Source organism: Nocardia sp. NPDC024068 (assembly GCF_040638875.1).
In the GTDB taxonomy this organism is placed as follows: Bacteria; Actinomycetota; Actinomycetes; order Mycobacteriales; family Mycobacteriaceae; genus Nocardia.
This window is the reverse complement of the sequence record NZ_JBEZYU010000003.1, coordinates 76804-94296: the sequence shown is the minus strand read 5'-3', so window position 1 is coordinate 94296 and position 17493 is coordinate 76804. Positions and strand designations below refer to the sequence as shown.

The following is a 17493-nucleotide window of genomic DNA, read 5'->3' as shown; positions in this document are numbered from 1 at the left end:
GGTTCTATACCTCGTGGAAGTGTGGTTTCGGACGGATCGGACCTCAGACGGCCGGCCGGAGCAGCAAATTTCCCCATTCGTCGACCTGCGCGGTGGTACGAGGAGGAACGACGGTGGTCGAATCCAGCTGGTCGACGATGCACGGGCCGTCCAGGATCGCGCCGGCGGGCAGGTGCGCGCGGTCGTAGACCGGGGTGTCGAGACGGGTCGATTCGTCGGGGAACAAGACCCGGCGCACCTCGATGGGGACCGGTGTGAACTCGGCGGGGTCGATGAGTTGCGCCGGCTCGACCGTCGGTTTGGGGGTGACACCGATGGCGCGCACCGAAATCCGGTAGATCTCGACACCGGCCTGCTCGTCGGCGTAGTTGTGCTCCTTGTGGTGCTGCGTGTGGAAGGTGGCGACAACATCGTCGAGGGAGGTCAGGGGCATCGTGACCGGGACCGCTATGGCACGCCACTGGCCCATGTAGCGGGTGTCGACGTAGTACTCGAAAACCATGTCCTGCTCGGCGACATGTTCCGCGACCAGCCGCTCGCGCCCCTCGGCCTGGAGCTTGCGGAAGGATTCGGCGAGGTGGCCCAGATCGACCTCGGCGGCGTCGGCCAGATACATGGTGGTCAGGTCGTGCTGGACATCCACCAGCATGCAGCCCATCGCGGAGGTCACGCCGGGGTGCGGGGGGATGATCACGGTGGGGATTCCGAGATCCTTGGCCAGGTAGGCGGCGTGCAGCGGTCCGGCCCCGCCGAAACCGACGAGCGCGAAATCGCGCGGGTCGTGACCTTTCCGGATGGATATGAGGCGGATCGCGTCGGCCATATTGGCATTGGCCACCTTGATGATGGACTGGGCGGCGGTATCGGCATCGAGACCGAGTGGCGCCGCGATCCGCTCCACCGCGGCGCGGGCCTGCGACTCGTCCAGTTCCCGCACACCGCCGGCGAGCTTCCGGCCGACCGTTCCCAGGATCAGATTGGCGTCGGTGTTCGTCGCGTCCGCACCGGACATTCCGTAGCAGGCCGGGCCCGGGTCGGAGCCCGCCGACTGCGGACCGTTGCGCAACGAACCGGCATCGTCGAGCCAGGCGATGGAACCGCCACCCGCACCGATGGTGAGGACTTCGATACTCGGGAAGCAGATGGGGTGGCCGAATTCCACACTCCACCGGTTCGTGGTGCCCAATACGCCGTCGTCGGTGAGCGAGACATCGGTCGACGTCCCGCCCATATCGAAACCGATCGAATTCTCGAATCCGCACATGCGCGCGATATGGCGACTGGCGATGGCGCCCGCCGCGATACCCGAGGCGGCCAGCCGGGCGCCGTACCGCTCGGCCATGGCCGGAGTCATGACACCGCCACCGGAATGCAGTAGCAGGACGTCGTTGGCGTAGCCGCTCTCACTCAGCCGGCCTTCCAGCGTGCGGGCGTAGGGGCCGATGATGGGAACCAGCGCCGCGTTCGCGACCGTGGTCGAGAAGCGTTCGTATTCGAAGATCTCGGGCAGCACATCACTCGAGGTGGTGACCGAAACCCCCGGCAGTTCCTCCTGCAGGATCTCGGCCATCAACTCCTCGTGCTCGGGGTTGGTGAACGAGTTCACGAAACACACCGCCACCGCCTCGACCTCGCGGCGCCGCAGGATCCGGGCGATATCCCTGGCGTGGTCCTCGTCCAACGCCTGCAGCACCTTGCCGTCGTAGCCGATACGCTCCCGCACGGTCAGGCGGTGGCGGCGCGACACGATGGGCGGCGCCACCTCGTCGTAGGGGTCCCAGGATTCACGATCGCCGCGGCGAATCTCGAGCACATCGCGGAAGCCCTCGGTGGTCACCATCGCCACCCGCGGGAATCGCCGGGTGATCAGAGCATTGGTCGCGATGGTCGTACCGTGCGAGAAGAACTCGACATCCTCCCAGCTCACCCCCGCCTGCTTCATCCCGGCGAGTACGCCCTCGATCGGATCGGCCTGGGTCGGGTATTTCGCGGTGACGATCGTGCCGTCGCCGCGCTGAATGAACACATCGGTGAACGTCCCACCGATATCGACCGCAGTGCGGATCCTCTCCGCTCGACTGCTGGCTTCGGTCATCTCGCCCTCCTCGGAATATGTCGCGGACCGGCTACTACGAAACGCCGCGGCGGGCGGGGCGACAATTGGCCTTTCCGACCGGCACCGTCGCGCAGGACTTGGAGATCGATACGAGCCTGACCCCGTGATCACCGCGATGAGCTGGGGAAATATCGGATGGGTCCGCGTAAAATCCGGGTATCGGACATCTGGACGAGACGCACTGTCACCGCATCGAAACACGGGCGGGGGCGCCGGTGTGAGCTTCACGGAGTCGGGCGGTGCCGGGCACCGGTACGCCGTACAGTGTCCTGGTCACGACGATGCCGGAGGCGTGGAGAGGAGCGGTGAGGGTGAAAATCGGCATGCTCTACTCACTCGGCGGCGCGCAGGCGGAAATGGAACAGTCGATTCTCGACGGTGCCCTGCTGGCGGTCCACGAGATCAACGCGACGGGCGGCGTCGGCGGTGCGGAGTTGCGTACCGCCGTTTTCGACGACCGCTCCCAGGTCTCGCTGACCGCACGCGGTATCGACCATCTGTGCCGGAACGAATCGGTCGATGTCGTGGTGGGGGGTTACACGTCCGCGAGCAGGGTGGTGATGATCCCGTCCATCCACGAGAACCGCACCCTGCTCATGTATCCCACCTATTTCGAGGGTGAGGAAACCGATCCACGGGTGTTCTACTGCGGTGCCGCGCCCAACCAGTACCTCGAGGACTATCTGAGCTGGATCGCGGAGAATCTGGGCCGACGGGTCTATATCGTCGGCTCGGATTACATATATCCGCGAGTGCTCGCGGAGGGAATCAGCCGGCTCGGCGGCCGGTGGGAGATGATGACGGTCGGCGCCTGGCACGCGCCACTGGGGGAAACCGATTTCGGCGCCGTCCTCTCCGATATCGCGCGCACCCGTCCGGCGGTGATCATCTGCAATCTCGTCGGCGTCGATTCGACCACGAGTTTCTACCGGCAATTCCACGATGCCGGATACACCGCGGCGTCCCTGCCCATCGCCGCCACGGTCACCACCGGAATCGACCTCGCGCATATGCCCGCCGAGGTCAGCGAAGGCCACTACATGGTGGCCACCTATTTCTCCGGACTCGATTCCCCGGCCAATCCCGCGTACCGGGCGGCGCTGTACGAGGTTCGCGGACAACGCTATTCCCATTCGGCGCAGGTGGGCGCGTACAACGCGGTACACGCCCTGCGCCTGGCGGCCGAACAGACGGGCTCGGCGGATCCGGACGCTCTCGCCGCGGCGCTGCCGGGTGTGCGTTTCGATGGGAGCCCGGAAGGGCTGCCCTTCTATTTCCGGGGCAACCATTACAGTGCACATCCCACCTACGTGGGCCGTGCCGTGGGCGGCGACTACGAGGTGATCGAGGAATTTTCGCCCCGTCTCCCGGAGCCCTGGTGGTCCGAGGGCCGGCAGTTAGTCGTTCCGTAACTCTCGCAGGCACAGTGCCAGATAGAAATCCACCCGATCAGCAGTGGAGTGCACGCCGCGGCCGGTGAGCCGCTCGATGCGGGTCAGCCGGTACCGCAGGGTGTTGATGTGAATACCCAGTTCGGTAGCCGTCGCAGCGAACTGACCGTCCAGCGCCAGGAAGGTCCGCAGCGTCTCCAGATACCGTGATCCCCGGTCCCGGTCGTAATCGACAACCGGTTGCAGCAGCACGCGGTCGAGGGTCGCGGACAGGTGAGGTTGCGCGGTCAGCAATGTCGCCGCCAGCGGCGGCGGCAGGGTGTGGCGACCCGCTACGGCCCGGGTCGCACGCGCGTCCCGGTCCGCGAGCTGCCGGGCGTTGATGAGCCCGCGGACCAGGTCGTTGCTGTCACGCAGGACGAAGGAACTGGTGCCGACCGACAGCGACGCACCGTACCGGAACTCGAACAGTGTGGTCAGTACCCGCAGGGCTTCCTCGAACGGCACGAGTTCACCCGCGCCGCCGGCAGCCGCGTCGAGGGTGACCAGGGCATAAGCGCTCTCACCGGATGCGCCCGCCACACAGGTGCTGCCGAGTCCACACGCCAGATCCTGCAGCGCGGCCGGTATCCGCTCGGCGGATACACCTGCTGCCGTTGCCGCGATGGCCCGGACCCGGGAGCCCGGCTCGAGTCCGAGCGAGCGGGCCCAGGGGTCGAGGGCGCTCGAGGCCACTGTCGCGTCGACCAGTTCCCGTATCAACGCACCTTCGAGGTCCCGGCGGGCGGAGCGTGTGACCTCGATCGCCTGGGCGTGCGTGTCGAGTCGACGGAGCAGACCCGCGACCCGCCGCGAGTCGAGCGCGATCCGGTCCGGATTGGCCAGCAGGAACGCGTGGCCGGATTCGGGCAGGGTCAGGTGTAACGCGGCGGCCGTGCCCGCCGCCTTCGCCGGATACACCGGCGGGCGGGAGAGCAAGATGCGCAGCAGCTCGGGATCGGTCGGGTGCCGGCCCGGTATCACGCAGCCGCGCAGGACCAGCCATCCGCTGAGCGTGGTGCCGCCCAGAAACCGGTCGAGGGCGGCGCGGACCGCCGCCACCTCACCTGCGGGGGCCGGTTCCTCCGGGGCGCTGCCCGGATCGCCGGCCAGCAGCGTATGTATGTGCTCGAATGTGGCCGCCTTCGGCAGAAGGAACACCGGCAGCGACCGGCGGACACATTCGGCGACGAATTCCGGTGGCAGGTGATGATCGTCGTGGTCGACCAGAATCGCGATACCGCCGGCCGACCGCATAGCCTCGGGGAGGCTCTCGGGCGCGGAGATCTCCGGCCATCGCTTCGACGGCACGTAGATCATGGATCCGGCCGGCATTTCGGCCGGCGCTCCGGGGTCGAACTCGTACAGGCCGGAAACCGGCTCCGGCCGGGCATTCGCGGCGGGGCCCGGAGTGAGTGACCGCAGACCGGCGCGCAGCGCGAACGCGGCGACAGTCGCCATACCACCTCCTCCGTACGGTCTACGGCGGGTCCTTCGATCTGCACGAGCGACCCGACGGAGGTCATTGTGCCCCGATTCGTGGCTTCACGTCCGGTGTGGACGAGGCGATCACATCACACCGTGTGTGGTGCGGTGCCGGATATTTCGAGCGGTCTACCTGCGGTGTTACGACAGCATGTCGGCGGGGTTCGTCGTCCGGCCGACGAGACGGTAGGTCACATGGGTGACCTTGGTGGCCGCACGCGCGGAGATCTGCTCGAGCGCGGAGCCGCACCGCCGATCGGTGAGAGCGGGACGAGCCCCATCGAATACCGCACGCGGGGCGCGGACTCCTGTCGACACCCGCCGCGGGCCGCCGGTAACCGGCGCGCGAACACTCAGTCGATCGGGTCGCGGACGATCGGACAGGTCATGCAGTGGCCACCGCCCCGCCCGCGCCCGAGTTCGGCGCCGACGATGGTGATGACCTCGACCCCCGCCCGGCGCAGCGCCGCGTTCGTCTGGGTGTTGCGGTCGTAGGTGAAAACGACACCCGGTTCGAGGGCCACCGCGTTGTTGCCGGAATCCCACTGCTGACGTTCGGAGGCGTAGATATCTCCCGCGGTCTCGACCACCCGCAGCCGCGGGAATCCGAGTGCCCGCGCCACTACGTCCACGAACGGGTTGTCACGCTCGTCGGTGATCTCCACTCCCGGCGCACGATCGGACGGGCGCAGGGTGAACGGGTGGATTCCGTCGACGATGCCCGGATGGACGGTCACCAGGTCCCGGTCGGCGAAGGTGAAGACGGTGTCCAGATGCATCGCTGCCCGTAGCTTGGGCATCCCCGCCACGACCACCTGGTCGGCGGCGCCGGCGTCGAACAGGGCTTTCGCCAGCTGAGTGATGGCCTGGCGCGAGGTGCGTTCGCTCATCCCGACCAGCACCGCGCGGTTGCCGACCGGCATGACGTCACCGCCCTCCAATGTCGCCTGACCCCAGTCTTTCTCGGGATCACCCCACCACACGGTCGCTCCGGTGTAGTCCGGATGGAACAGGTAGATCGCCTTCATCAGCAGCGGTTCGTCGTGCCTGGCCGGCCAGTAGAGCGGATTGAGGGTCAGGCCGCCGTAGATCCAGCAGGTGGTGTCGCGGGTGTAGAGAGTGTTCGGCAGCGGCGGGAGCAGATACTCGGGCGAGCCGAGCGATTCCCGGACCAGCGCAATATAGTCCGTCCGGTAGTCGACGGGCAGATCCGCGGTCGACAGTCCGCCGATGAGGAACCGCGCGAGGTCGCGAGGGCCGAGGGTGTCGAGATAGGCGCGGGCGGCGTCGAGCAACCCGATCCCGACCCGGTTCGCGATGATCTTGCGGTCCAGCAGCCAGGTGCGGGCCTCCGGAATCGCCATCGTCTCGGCCAGTAGATCGTGCAGTTCGACGACCTCGACCCCGCGGTTGGTCAGTTTGTTGACGAAATCCAGGTGGTCGCGCTGCGCCGCCTCGACCCACATCACATCGTCGAACAGCAGTTCGTCGGAATTGCTGGGGGTCAGCCGTTCGTGGGCCAATCCCGGGGCGCATACGAGAACTCTGCGCAGCCGTCCGACCTCGGAGTGGACACCGAACCGGCCCGCACTGGTGTTCGCGGTCATCTGCGCACCCTTCCGTCGGTGGGAGTGATCGATCGTGCGGCGGTCACAGGCTCACCCAGCCCACCGCCAGGGCCAGCACGCCGAGGACCGCGCCCGCCGCCACCAGGGCGAAGAACGCGGCCTCACGCGGTGAGAACACCCTCCGGCCCTGTTCCCGCCGGGCCAGGACGAACAGCACGGTCGCGGGCGCGTAGAAGATGAGCGAGACGAGTAGGAACTTCGGGCCGGCCGCGTACAGCAGGAATGCCGTGTACACGGTCGCGAGTACCGCGATGATCAGATCGCCGCGCCGCGCCGAGGCCGCGGCGCCGCCGTAGGTCTCGCGCGTGAGGCAGAGTTTCAGCGCGTATCCGGCGGCGAGCAGGAACGGGATGAGGGTCAGGGCCGCGGTCAGGTCGAGTGCGAAATCGAAGGCGTCCTCGGAGAACATCGTGATGATCAGCACGGTCTGGGAGAGCGAGGTACTGAGCAGCAACGCGTTCACGGGTACGTCGTTATCCGTCGAACGTGCCAGGAACCCTGGCATATCGTTGTCCTTCGCGGCGACGAACAGCACTTCCGCGGCCATCAGCGACCAGGCGAGATAGGCGCCCAGTACCGAGATGATCAGACCGGCGCTGACGAACGCGGTTCCCCAGGAGCCGACGGCGGAATCGAGCACACCCGCCATGGACGGTTGCCGCAGTTCGGCGATCTGGCTGCTCGGCATGATTCCGTAGGAGACGATCGTCACCGAGGCGAAGATCGCCAGGACACTGACGAATCCGAGGAGGGTGGCGCGGCCGACATCCTCCCGGCGCCGGGCATGCCGGGAGTACACGCTCGCCCCCTCCACTCCGAGGAACACGAAAACCGTCACCAGCATCGTGTCGCTCACCTGCTCGAACAGCGACCCCCCGTAGTCGGCGCCGCGGAAATTGTCCGCGAATACCGCAGGGTCCAGCAGGAATGCGGCGAGGAGGACGAAGACGATGATCGGCACCAGTTTCGCCACTGTGACGATCCGGTTGAGGGCCGCGGCTTCCTTGGTACCGCGCCGGATGAGCAGGAAGAACGACCACAGGCCCACCGACGACAACACCACCGCGATCAGGGTGTCGCCTTTACCCAGCGCCGGAATCCACTCACCGAGCGTCGACATGATCAGAACCCAGTACGTCACATTGCCGACGCAGGCGCTGGCCCAGTATCCGACGGCGGAGAAGAACCCGGTGAACTCGCCGAATCCGGCCTTGGCGTAGGCGTATACTCCGGCGTCCAGATCAGGTTTGCGCACCGCCAGCCGCTGGAACACCAGAGCGAGCGTCAGCATCCCGGCCCCCGCGATGGTCCAGGCGATCAGCGCTCCCGATACTCCGGTCTCCTGCGCGAAGCGGCGCGGTAGCGAGAAAACCCCCGCCCCGACCATCGACCCGACGACCATCGCAGTGAGGGTGAGAACCGTAACCTGCACCGTCCGCTCCGGCACCTGTTGCTCGGTCATGCACTGGACCTCTCTGCTCGCCCCGCTCCCGAGTACCACCGCAGATCATTCGCCGACGTTCGCACCGATCATGCATCATGTCGGCGGTCGGCCCGGTGACCGGAGGGCGGCGTTTCGGTCAGTGCACGCGCGCCGCCGGCTTCCTGCGGGCCGCCCAGACGGTGACCGTGAACAGCAGCACCCCCGCCAGTGCCAGACCCGCCCCCACCAGGGCGGGTGCGGTGTATCCGTATCCGGCGGCGATCACCAGCCCACCCAGCCACGCACCGGCGGCGTTCGCGATATTGAGGGCGGCGTGGTTGAGAGCCGCGGCCAGGGTCTGCGCATCGGCCGCGACATCCATCAGCCGGGTCTGCAGTCCGGGGGCCAGTGCCGCGCCGGACGCACCGACCAGCAGGGCGCCGATTCCGGCCGTGACCGGATGATGCGCGGCGGCCACGAAGATCAGCAGGATCACCATCATGGCGCCCATCGCCAGGAAGATCGACCGGTCGACGCCACGATCGGCCAGGATCCCCCCGGCGATATTGCCCAGCACCATGCCGACGCCGAAGAGCATGAGCACCACCGGTACCAGTCCCGCGCCCAGGCCCGCGACATCGGTGAGGGTGGTGCTCACATAGGTGTAGACGGCGAACATGCCACCGAAGCCGATCGCACCGACGGCGAGGGTGAGCAGCACCTGGGGCCGGCGCAGCGCGCCGAGTTCGGTCAGCGGGTTGGTGATCACGATCGCGGTCAGCGGCGGCACGAACCGCGATACCGCCAGTACGGTGGCCGCGCCGATCACCGCGACCAGCACATAGGCACTGCGCCAGCCGAGGTTCTGTCCCAGCCATGTCGCGACCGGTACCCCGAGAACGTTGGCGATACTCAACCCGAGCATCACCGCGGCGACGGCCTTGGCCCGCTGACGCGGAGGCGCCAGCGTCGCCGCGGCCAGCGAGGCCACGCCGAAATAGGCGCCGTGCGGTAGACCGGCCACGAACCGCGCGCCGATCATGGCCGCGAAATTCGGTGCGAAGGCCGAGGCGAGGTTCCCGATCGTGAACGCGGCCATCAGGACCATGAGCAGCCGTTTACGGGGTACCGCGGCGCAGGCCGCGGCGATCACCGGCGCACCGACCACGACGCCCAGCGCATACGCGGAGACAGCGTGCCCGGCGGTGGGCTCGGAGACGGAGAACGACGTCGCGATATCCGGGAGCAGACCCATCGTGACGAATTCCGTGGTACCGATGCCGAAACCACCGAGTGCCAGGGCCAGCATGGCCGGGATATGCCAGCCGGTGCGGGCGGTGGTCGCGGGATTCGTGGCCGGACCGGTAGCGGTAGAAGTCACGCTCCGGTGTAACAAACCGGGGGTGCGCAGGGTTCCGGAGCAGCCTTGTGAGTTGAGGCACGCACCGGGAATCCGCCGGAAAACACCATGTAAGCGCTGGTCACCGCGGCGGCTGGGAAACCCGGGGTTACGATCGCTGACGAAAGTTGTCGCCGGGTCCGAACCTGGACAGCGCGCGCCCTGCCCACCGCGGAGCTCGCAGGCGACCGGAGACGCATACGGCGAGGACGGTGGATGGGCGACCTGGAGATCAGTGATACGACGGTCGAGGGCCCCCGCGGTCCGGTGCCCATCCGCGAATACCTGCCGGTCGCGCCGGACCCCGCCGCGAAACCACTGCTGTGGGTGCACGGCGGCGCCTTCGTATCCGGCGGGCTCGACCAGCCCGAATCCCATGAGACCGCGCTGCGGATCGCGGGAACCGGACGCCGGGTAAGGACCGTCGACTACGCCCTGGTTCCCCGGTTCCGCGTCTGGGGTCCGCCGAAGCTGCGCCCGTCCGGCAACCGGTACCCGGCACCGCTGAACGACGTCCTGGCCGCGGCCACCGATCTCATGCGGCGGGAGCCGCGGATCGTGCTGGGTGGCGCGAGCGCCGGCGCCTGCCTGGCCGCTTCGGTCGCGCTGCGGCTGCGCGACCGGGATGCCCAACCGCCTGCCGGACTGATCCTCGCGTATGCGACCCTGCACGCCGAACTTCCGGCACTGCCGGATGCGGTGCGGGTTCGGGTACGCGGCCGGCACCGCCTCTACACGTTCTCGCCGCATGTGATCCGGCGGATGAACCTCAACTACACGGGCTCCCCGGGTCTGCTGCGGGATCCGGAGGTGTTTCCGGGCGGCGGCAAACTGACCGGCCTGCCGCCGGTCCTGCTGCTCGATGCCGCCCACGACACCCTGGGCGCCTCCAGTACCGCATTCGCCGGAGAGCTCGCCGAGGCCGGTGTCGCCGCCGAGCACATCGTGGTCCCCGCGTCCAGGCACGGCTTCCTGAACCGGCCCCGCTCCCGTGCGTTCCGGGAGGGAACCGGCACGATGATCGACTGGCTCGGGCAGCAGTAGTAACCGGTGAGCCGGTATCGGCCGGCCTCGCGACCGGCCGATACCCGCATATCAGCGCGCGGTGGCCGGCTGCCCCTCGGCGGGATGGACGCCGTACTGATCGGTTTCCATCAGGTGTGCGATATCGCGGCCGGCCGGGGTCATGGTCAGGGAGGAGCGGGTCTCGACCAGGAAGGCACGGTATCCGGGCTGGACATCCTCCTCGGGGCCCTGATGCAGCAGCCCCTTCGGAGTCCAGGTGACGGTTCCGGGCGTATCGACCGAGCCCCACGGCGAGGGACCCATCCCATAGCAGATGACCTCGTCGAAATCGGCATTGTGGTGGATCGGCGGACGCGTACTGCGCCGGCTGCCGGTACCGAAGACGAAATCGTGGCCCGAGGTGCTGCTCATCAGCCGAGCCGGGGCCAGACCGCCCTCCGCGACGCCGAGACCCTGTACGTGCTGGATATTGAATCGCAGGACCAGCGGAGCGCCCAGCGCGTCGAGGCAGGGAACGGGATCGACATCGTAGAAATACGAGGTGAAGGTCTGGCCGGTCCGGACGACCACCTCGTACTCCTCCTCGGTCGGCAGCCCCGGACGACCGTGCGGTACCGGACGGTCCAGATGCAGATCGGGATTGAAGGTGCCGGGCGCACCCTCGGGGTCGAGATGGAGTTCGCTGGCGGTGACCACGACGAATTCGCTGATCTCCTCGGCGATCTCACCCCACCGATAGGTGACGGCACGGGGGATCAGAACGAAATCCCCGGCCCGGACCTCCAGGGTGCCGACCTCGGTATCGAGTTCGCCCCGGCCGGAGACGATGTAGTGCAGTTCGTCGGCCCATACATTGACGTAACCGAAAGTCGTTGCCGCCGAACGGCGATTCAGTTCGAAGGAGATGCCCTCGCCCTGCAGGATCGGCACCGGTAGCGCTTTGGGCTCGGCGAACACACCGGCGGGTAGCTCCCAGGTGTGGAAGCGCCGCGGCACGTAATCGCCACGGGCGCGCAGGAACCGGGGTCGATACTGGGCCCGGACGATGGTGGTGTTCGGGCCGGCGAATCCGTTGCGGGAGAAAAGCTCGATGTTGGGCGCCAGGACCTCGTCCGGCATGCAGCACCTCCGAAATTCGTTGTGCCACAAATCCTAGACCCGGGACACGGTGTCCGCGCACTTTTGCGAACTCATCGTTGCCGAGTATCCCGTCGCGACCGTGCCCTCCCCCGGCCGATCGGTCTCAGGACCGGAACGGCGGTACCGGCAGGTCGTCTCCGAAGATATCCGGCAGATCGCGCACCACGCTGTCCGGGAACTCCGCCGCCCGCTTCTCCAGGAACGACGAAACCCCTTCCTTCGCATCGGCACTGGCACCACGGCTGCGGATCCCCCGGGACTCGACACGGTGGGAGATCATCGGATGGTCGGCGCCGAGTCCGCGCAACAACATCTGCCGGGAGAGCGCCACCGAGACCGGGGCGGTGTGCTCGGTCAGGCGCCGCGCCAGCGCGTAGGTCTCGTCCAGCAGGCTTTCCGCCGGATACAACCCATAGAACAGCCCGGCCTCGTACGCCTCGGCCGCCTCCACGATCCGGCCCGAGTACACCCAGTCCAGCGCTTTCTGCACCGGAACCAGCCGCGGCAGGAACCAGCTGGAGCAGGATTCCGGGACGATACCGCGCCGGTTGAAGACGAACCCGATCTTCGCGGTGCCGACGGCCAGCCGGAAATCGGCGGCGAGGGTCATGGTGATACCGACCCCGACAGCGGGACCGTTGATCGCGGCGATGATCGGTTTGCGGGATTCGAACATCCGCAGCACCACTTCCCCGCCACCGTCGCGGAAGTCCGCGGCATCGCCGTCGTCGGGCGCCACGAAGGTTTCCGCTCCGGCGGACAGGTCCGCACCGGCGCAGAAGGCACGGCCCGCGCCGGTGATGACGACGACGCGCACCGCGTCGTCGCGGTCGCAGGTATCGAAAGCCTCGATCAACTCGTAGCCCATGGCGGTGGTGAAGGCGTTGAGTTGAGCGGGTCGGTCCAGGGTGATGGTGGCGACGGAGTCGGAGACATCGAGGCGAATATCGGCCATAGGGGACAGCATGCCATCCGTGTCCCGGAACCGGACGCGCAATCGGGCTCCCGCCGACACGCCTGTGCCCGCCCCCTCGGATATCCGGGGGCGGGCACAGGCGGGATGAGCTACTACGGGGTGGTCGGGCGGCAGGCCGGATGCTCCGGCGGGCACGGCGACAGAATGGTCGAGAAGTACTGGAAGGCGGCGAAAACGGCCACCGGCCCACCGATGAGGAAGGCGCCGATGATGCCACCCGCGGCACCGAGCGCCGCCGCCCCCGCCACACAGCCGCCGATCGTGGCGCCGACGAACGGCACCAGCAGCAGCGCGACCGGGCTGGAGACCAGCGCGCCGGTCGCCGCGCCGAGCACACAGCCCAGGCTGCCGCCGATCACCGCGCCGACGGCACCGGCGATGGCAGCGCTCATGGTCGCGCGCTGCGTGAACACACCGAGCGCCTGCATATCGCGCGGGGTGAACTGTTCGGCGATCTCCTTACCGGCCTGCTCCGGCGTGATCACCGGGGCATTCACCGGAGCCACCGGCACCCCGCCGTCCCGCTGCGGGGTGAGCACAGCGGTGCCGCCGTCGATCTTCGCGGCGATCGGGAAGGCGATATTGTCCCTGCGATAGGTCAACGGCACCGTGCTCAGCGGGGTTTCGTCGACCGCTTTCAGGATGAGCTGATCGCCGGCCACCTGCCATTTGCCGTTCGTCGCCACCACGGCCGAATCACCCTCGTGAGTGATCTCGTAGGTGAGTTCCCGCGGCGCGGGGGCGGGCTGCGCCGAGGCGGGGGCCACCGTCGCGCCGAGAGCCGCCACCGCGATCGCGGCGGTGACAACGCTGGTTCTGAGTTTCATCGTGACTGTCCTCATCGGTTGATATCGAGGCGGCCGTCGGCACCGGATTGCGCCGCGGACGTTGTGCGGGGGTGGTCTGTCATCGACCGGCGGTATCGACGAGATCGCCGGCGAGCACCCAGCGGTCCCCCTCGAACCGCTGAATCTGCATGGCCTCCATGGGGTATCCGTCGCCCTCGCCGGTCTGCAGCGTGATACCGGGCAGCAGCAGGTCGATTTCGACGTTGTCCAGCGAGCGCATGGCGTCCCGCAGACCCTCACGGGTCTTACAGGAGGCGGCGTCGAAGGTTTTGTGGAAGCTCTGCGCCATCGCCCAGCCGACCAGCGTGTAGCCGTCGTCGGGATCGGCGCCGGGAACGTACTGGGCCAGTTTGTCGCGGTACAGCTTCATACCCGGGTCCTCGACCCACTGCGGATCGGCAGGATCCTTCACGAACACCGAGGTGACCACGTTCTGGACATTCGGGAGTCCGACCGGCGTCAGCACGCTCATGGTGCTGGACACCTGGGAGAGGATGTGCAGCGGATTCCATTCCGGATTCCGGGCGTCGCCGGCCAGGGTCTGCGCCGCGAATTTCGGGGTCGAGAAGTTCAGCAGGACATCGGCCTTCGAACCGGCCAGGTTCCGCAGCTGCGGATCCACGGTGGGATCGGTGACCTCGTAACTCTGTTCGGCGATCACCCGGACCCCGCTGCCCGCGGTGCCCTCCTTGAAACTGGCCAGCAGATCCTTGCCGAAATCGTCGTTCTGGTAGATCACGGCGACGGTGGCATCGGGTTTCTGCTGCTTCACGTAGTCCGCGAAGATCCGGCCCTCGGCGTGGTAGCTGGGCTGCCATCCGATGGTCCACGGATGGCCGTCGCCGGTGCCCCACTGGGTAGCGCCACCGGCGACGAAGATCTGTGGCACCTCGCGCTGGTTCAGGTAGTCCCACACCGCGGCGGAGGTCGGCGTGCCGAGGGTCGACAGGACCGCGAACACCTGGTCCTGCTCGACCAGACGCCGGGTCTCCTCCACGGTTTTCGGCGGCTGGTAGCCGTCGTCGCGCAACAGATAGTCGACCTGGCGTCCGTCGATCCCGCCCCTCTCGGCGTTGACGTAGGCGAAGTAGGCCTGCATCCCCTTCGGCAGCTCGGCATACGCCGAAGCCGGGCCCGACAGCGGGAACACACCACCCAGTTTCATGCTGGTGCCGGTGAGTCCGGTGGTCTGCTGACCTTGGCAGTCACCGGAGGCGACGGCGCTGTCCCCGTCGTCGCGGCTACCACAGCCGGCGACCGCGAGCAGCACCGCGGCCGTGGCGGCCACCGCCTGTATCGCTCTAGTGCGCATGGGTTCTTCCTTTCCGGGCCCGGTGTCCGAGCCAGTGCGCCGCCCGGCCGACGAGTCCGGCCAATCCATTCGGCGCGAGGTACATGACCGCGATGATGAGCAGCCCGAAGATCACTCCCGGCGCGGCCTGATTGACGTCCTGGGCGAAACTGGGGACGTACATGACGAACATCCCGCCCAGCAGCGGCCCCCACTGTCCGCCGAGGCCACCGACGACCAGGCCCGCCAGCAACGTGATGGACAGCGTGAGGGTGAACGAATCGGGCGATACGTACCCGATCACCCAGATGTAGACACAGCCCGCGACACCGGCGAACATCGCGCCCCAGGCGAAGGCCAGCGTTTTGTAGAACGCCGGGCGCACACCGGTCACCTCGGCGGCGATCTCGTTATCGCGGACCGCGTGCAGCGCCCGCCCGACCCGCGAGCGCAGCAGCCCGGCCACCAGCAGGTAGCTCACCGCCGTCACCGCCAGCGCGAGAAAGTACAGCCACTGGTCCTCGGCCAGTCCGCTCCAGGCCGGAGGCCGCGGTTTGTCGAGGGTCAGGCCCATGGACCCGCCGGTCACCGATTCGAAGCGTTTCAGCAGCGGTACCAGGAAGATCGCGATGGCCAGCGTCACCAGTGCCAGATAGAGACCGCGCAGCCGCAGCGCCGGCACTCCCAGCCCGATTCCGAGCACGAAGGCCACCGCGGCCGCCGCCGGCAAGGTCAGCAGGTACGGCGTATCCCAGCGGTCCATCATGATCGCGGCGGTATAGGCACCGACCGCGAAGAAGGCACCGTGACCCAGCGATATCTGCCCGGTGTGCCCGACCAGCAGATTCAGGCCGAGCAATGCGATCGCGTAGATCATCGCCAACGCCAGCTGGAAGGTATGGAAGGGGGCGAGCTCGAACGGCGCCCAGCAGGCCGCCACCGCCACGACCGCCACCGCCACCCAGGACCCGTTGATCCGCATGCGCCGTGACCGGGGGGCGGGCCGCGCCGAAGGTGGCGGCGCGACCGGCGGGGCGGGCGCGGGCTCCACCGCGGTGTGCCGGATTCCCATATCGCTCATACCCTTTCCACCACCGGGGTGCCGAACAGGCCCTGCGGCCGCACCAGCAGCACACCGAGGATGATCACCAGCGGCACGCCGATCTTGAGTTCGGTGCCGATGACGTCGAGATAGGCACCGGCCAGGGTTTCGGCGACCCCGACGATGAGCCCGCCGGCGACCGCGCCACCGGGACTGTCGAATCCGCCGAGAGTGGCGGCCGCGAAGGCGTAGATGAGGACGCCGCCCATCATGTTGGGTTCCAGGAAGAGCAGGGGCGCCGACAGCACGCCGGATACCGCGCCGACGGCAGCGGCCAGTCCCCAGCCGAGCGCGAGCACCGTGCCCACGCCGATCCCCACCAGTCGCGCGGACTGCGGGTTCGCCGCCACCGCGCGCATCGCCAAACCTGTTCTGGTGTAGCGGAACAGCAGATACAGCAGGGCCATCACCACCGCGACCACGGCGAGGATGCCGAGGTTGCCGTACCCGGCGCTGACCTCGCCGACCCGCAGCGTTCCCTCCGGGAACGGATTCGGGAACGATTTCAGCTGATACGACCAGATCCACCCGGCCGCGGCGTTGACGACGAAGAACAAACCCACCGTGACGATCACGAGTGTCAGCTCCGGCGCGCCCTCCACGGGCCGGATGACGATTCGTTCGATGAGCATTCCCGCGGCGAAGGACAGCGCGATGGTGGCCGGAAGCGCCAGCCAGAACGGCGTTCCGGCCTGGACCAGCTGCCAGGCCAGGAAGGCCGAGAACATGGCCAGCTCGCCCTGGGCGAAGTTGACGATCCCGGTGAACCGGTAGATGAGGACGAGAGCGAGGGCCAGCCCGGCGTAGAGGGCACCCGCGCTGAGGCCTTCGATGATCTGTTGCGCGAATCCGGACACGGTCACACCCGGTATCCGAGGTAGGACTGCGCGACCTGCTCGTTCGCGGAGATATCGGCGGCCGTACCGGATAAGACGATGCGCCCGCTTTCCAGGACATGAGCCCGGTGCGCGGTGCGCAGGGCCAGATGAGCGTTCTGCTCGACGACGATCACGGTGGTGCGTTCCTCTGTGTTGATGGTCTGCACGATGCGGAAGAGTTCCCGGGTCACCAGTGGTGCGAGTCCGAGTGACGGCTCGTCCAGCAGCAGCAGGCGCGGCCGCGACATCAGTGCGCGGCCGAGCGCGAGCATCTGCTGCTGACCGCCGGACAGCCGGCCCGCCGTTTCGTGCAATTTCTCCCGCAGGATCGGGAAGTAGTCGAAGACGCGACGCAGATCGGCTTCGGTGCTGCCGCGATCGCGTCGTGAATAGGCGCCCAGGCGGAGGTTCTCCTCGACGGTCAGCGGCGTGAAGGTGCCCCGACCCTCCGGGACGTGCGCCACACCCATGCGGGCCAGCTTCTCCGGCGCCCGGCCCGCGACCTCGGCACCCGCCAGGGTGACCGAGCCGCGGGTGCGGACCATCCCCGACAGCGCGCGCAGCAGGGTCGTCTTACCGGCGCCGTTGGGTCCCAGAACGGCACAGACCTCTCCGGCGGCGACGGAGAATTCGATCCCGTGCAATACCTCGGCCGCGCCGTAACCCGCCGTGAGCCCGGTGACGCTGAGGAAAGGCTCTCCGCTCATGCGCTTCCGATCGGGCACGAGCGGGGGCCCTCCGTGGCCACGCT

At 67.8% G+C, this 17493-nt stretch carries 14 protein-coding genes; 2 read left to right on the top strand and 12 right to left on the bottom strand.

What is annotated here, in order from left to right; all coding sequences use genetic code 11:
- Window positions 1-43 precede the first annotated feature (43 nt).
- Window positions 44-2095 (bottom strand): hydantoinase/oxoprolinase family protein, encoded by a 2052-nt coding sequence (locus tag AB0F41_RS05595; RefSeq protein WP_357421520.1) that lies wholly within the window; start codon window positions 2093-2095, stop codon window positions 44-46.
- 326 nt (window positions 2096-2421) lie between these two features.
- Between AB0F41_RS05595 and AB0F41_RS05590 the strand changes: the two genes are divergently transcribed.
- Window positions 2422-3528 carry a transporter substrate-binding protein gene (locus AB0F41_RS05590; protein WP_357421519.1) on the top strand — a complete coding sequence of 369 codons (1107 nt, stop codon included), beginning with the start codon at window positions 2422-2424 and terminating at the stop codon, window positions 3526-3528.
- On the opposite strand, the gene AB0F41_RS05585 is transcribed toward AB0F41_RS05590, so the two are convergent.
- The 4 genes from AB0F41_RS05585 to AB0F41_RS05570 all read right to left on the bottom strand — a co-directional run bounded on the left by AB0F41_RS05585 (window position 3514) and on the right by AB0F41_RS05570 (window position 9391).
- On the bottom strand, window positions 3514-5007 hold the full coding sequence (locus AB0F41_RS05585) for a helix-turn-helix domain-containing protein (protein ID WP_357421518.1): 1494 nt from the start codon (window positions 5005-5007) through the stop codon (window positions 3514-3516). The genes AB0F41_RS05590 and AB0F41_RS05585 overlap by 15 nt on opposite strands.
- A 377-nt stretch (window positions 5008-5384) precedes the next feature.
- Entirely contained in the window at window positions 5385-6638 is a 1254-nt protein-coding gene (locus AB0F41_RS05580) for an arginine deiminase (RefSeq protein ID WP_357421517.1), read from the bottom strand.
- Window positions 6639-6681: 43 nt separating this feature from the next.
- Window positions 6682-8121, bottom strand: coding sequence for a basic amino acid/polyamine antiporter (locus tag AB0F41_RS05575; protein ID WP_357421516.1), 1440 nt, complete (start codon window positions 8119-8121; stop codon window positions 6682-6684).
- Between the two features lie 118 nt (window positions 8122-8239).
- Window positions 8240-9391 (bottom strand): MFS transporter, encoded by a 1152-nt coding sequence (locus AB0F41_RS05570; RefSeq protein WP_357421821.1) that lies wholly within the window; start codon window positions 9389-9391, stop codon window positions 8240-8242.
- Window positions 9392-9697: 306 nt separating this feature from the next.
- On the opposite strand from AB0F41_RS05570, the gene AB0F41_RS05565 reads away from it, so the two are divergent.
- Complete coding sequence (locus tag AB0F41_RS05565; protein ID WP_357421515.1) at window positions 9698-10525, top strand: alpha/beta hydrolase fold domain-containing protein; 828 nt, start codon at window positions 9698-9700, stop codon at window positions 10523-10525.
- Between the two features lie 51 nt (window positions 10526-10576).
- On the opposite strand, the gene AB0F41_RS05560 is transcribed toward AB0F41_RS05565, so the two are convergent.
- From AB0F41_RS05560 to AB0F41_RS05530, 7 genes are all read right to left on the bottom strand, one after another.
- On the bottom strand, window positions 10577-11626 hold the full coding sequence (locus AB0F41_RS05560; RefSeq protein WP_357421514.1) for a homogentisate 1,2-dioxygenase: 1050 nt from the start codon (window positions 11624-11626) through the stop codon (window positions 10577-10579).
- Between the two features lie 124 nt (window positions 11627-11750).
- The gene (locus tag AB0F41_RS05555; protein WP_357421513.1) at window positions 11751-12602 is read right to left on the bottom strand and encodes a crotonase/enoyl-CoA hydratase family protein; all 852 of its coding nucleotides are present in this window, start codon (window positions 12600-12602) and stop codon (window positions 11751-11753) included.
- Between the two features lie 113 nt (window positions 12603-12715).
- Complete coding sequence (locus AB0F41_RS05550) at window positions 12716-13450, bottom strand: hypothetical protein (protein ID WP_357421512.1); 735 nt, start codon at window positions 13448-13450, stop codon at window positions 12716-12718.
- 79 nt (window positions 13451-13529) lie between these two features.
- Window positions 13530-14783: an ABC transporter substrate-binding protein gene (locus tag AB0F41_RS05545; RefSeq protein WP_357421511.1), complete on the bottom strand. Its 1254-nt coding sequence runs from the start codon at window positions 14781-14783 to the stop codon at window positions 13530-13532.
- On the bottom strand, window positions 14773-15843 hold the full coding sequence (locus tag AB0F41_RS05540) for a branched-chain amino acid ABC transporter permease (protein WP_357421510.1): 1071 nt from the start codon (window positions 15841-15843) through the stop codon (window positions 14773-14775). Before AB0F41_RS05540 ends, AB0F41_RS05545 begins: the two co-directional genes overlap by 11 nt.
- Complete coding sequence (locus AB0F41_RS05535) at window positions 15840-16727, bottom strand: branched-chain amino acid ABC transporter permease (RefSeq protein WP_357421509.1); 888 nt, start codon at window positions 16725-16727, stop codon at window positions 15840-15842. The genes AB0F41_RS05540 and AB0F41_RS05535 overlap by 4 nt, the downstream gene beginning before the upstream one ends.
- Window positions 16724-17449, bottom strand: coding sequence for an ABC transporter ATP-binding protein (locus AB0F41_RS05530; protein WP_357421508.1), 726 nt, complete (start codon window positions 17447-17449; stop codon window positions 16724-16726). Before AB0F41_RS05530 ends, AB0F41_RS05535 begins: the two co-directional genes overlap by 4 nt.
- Window positions 17450-17493 lie beyond the last annotated feature (44 nt).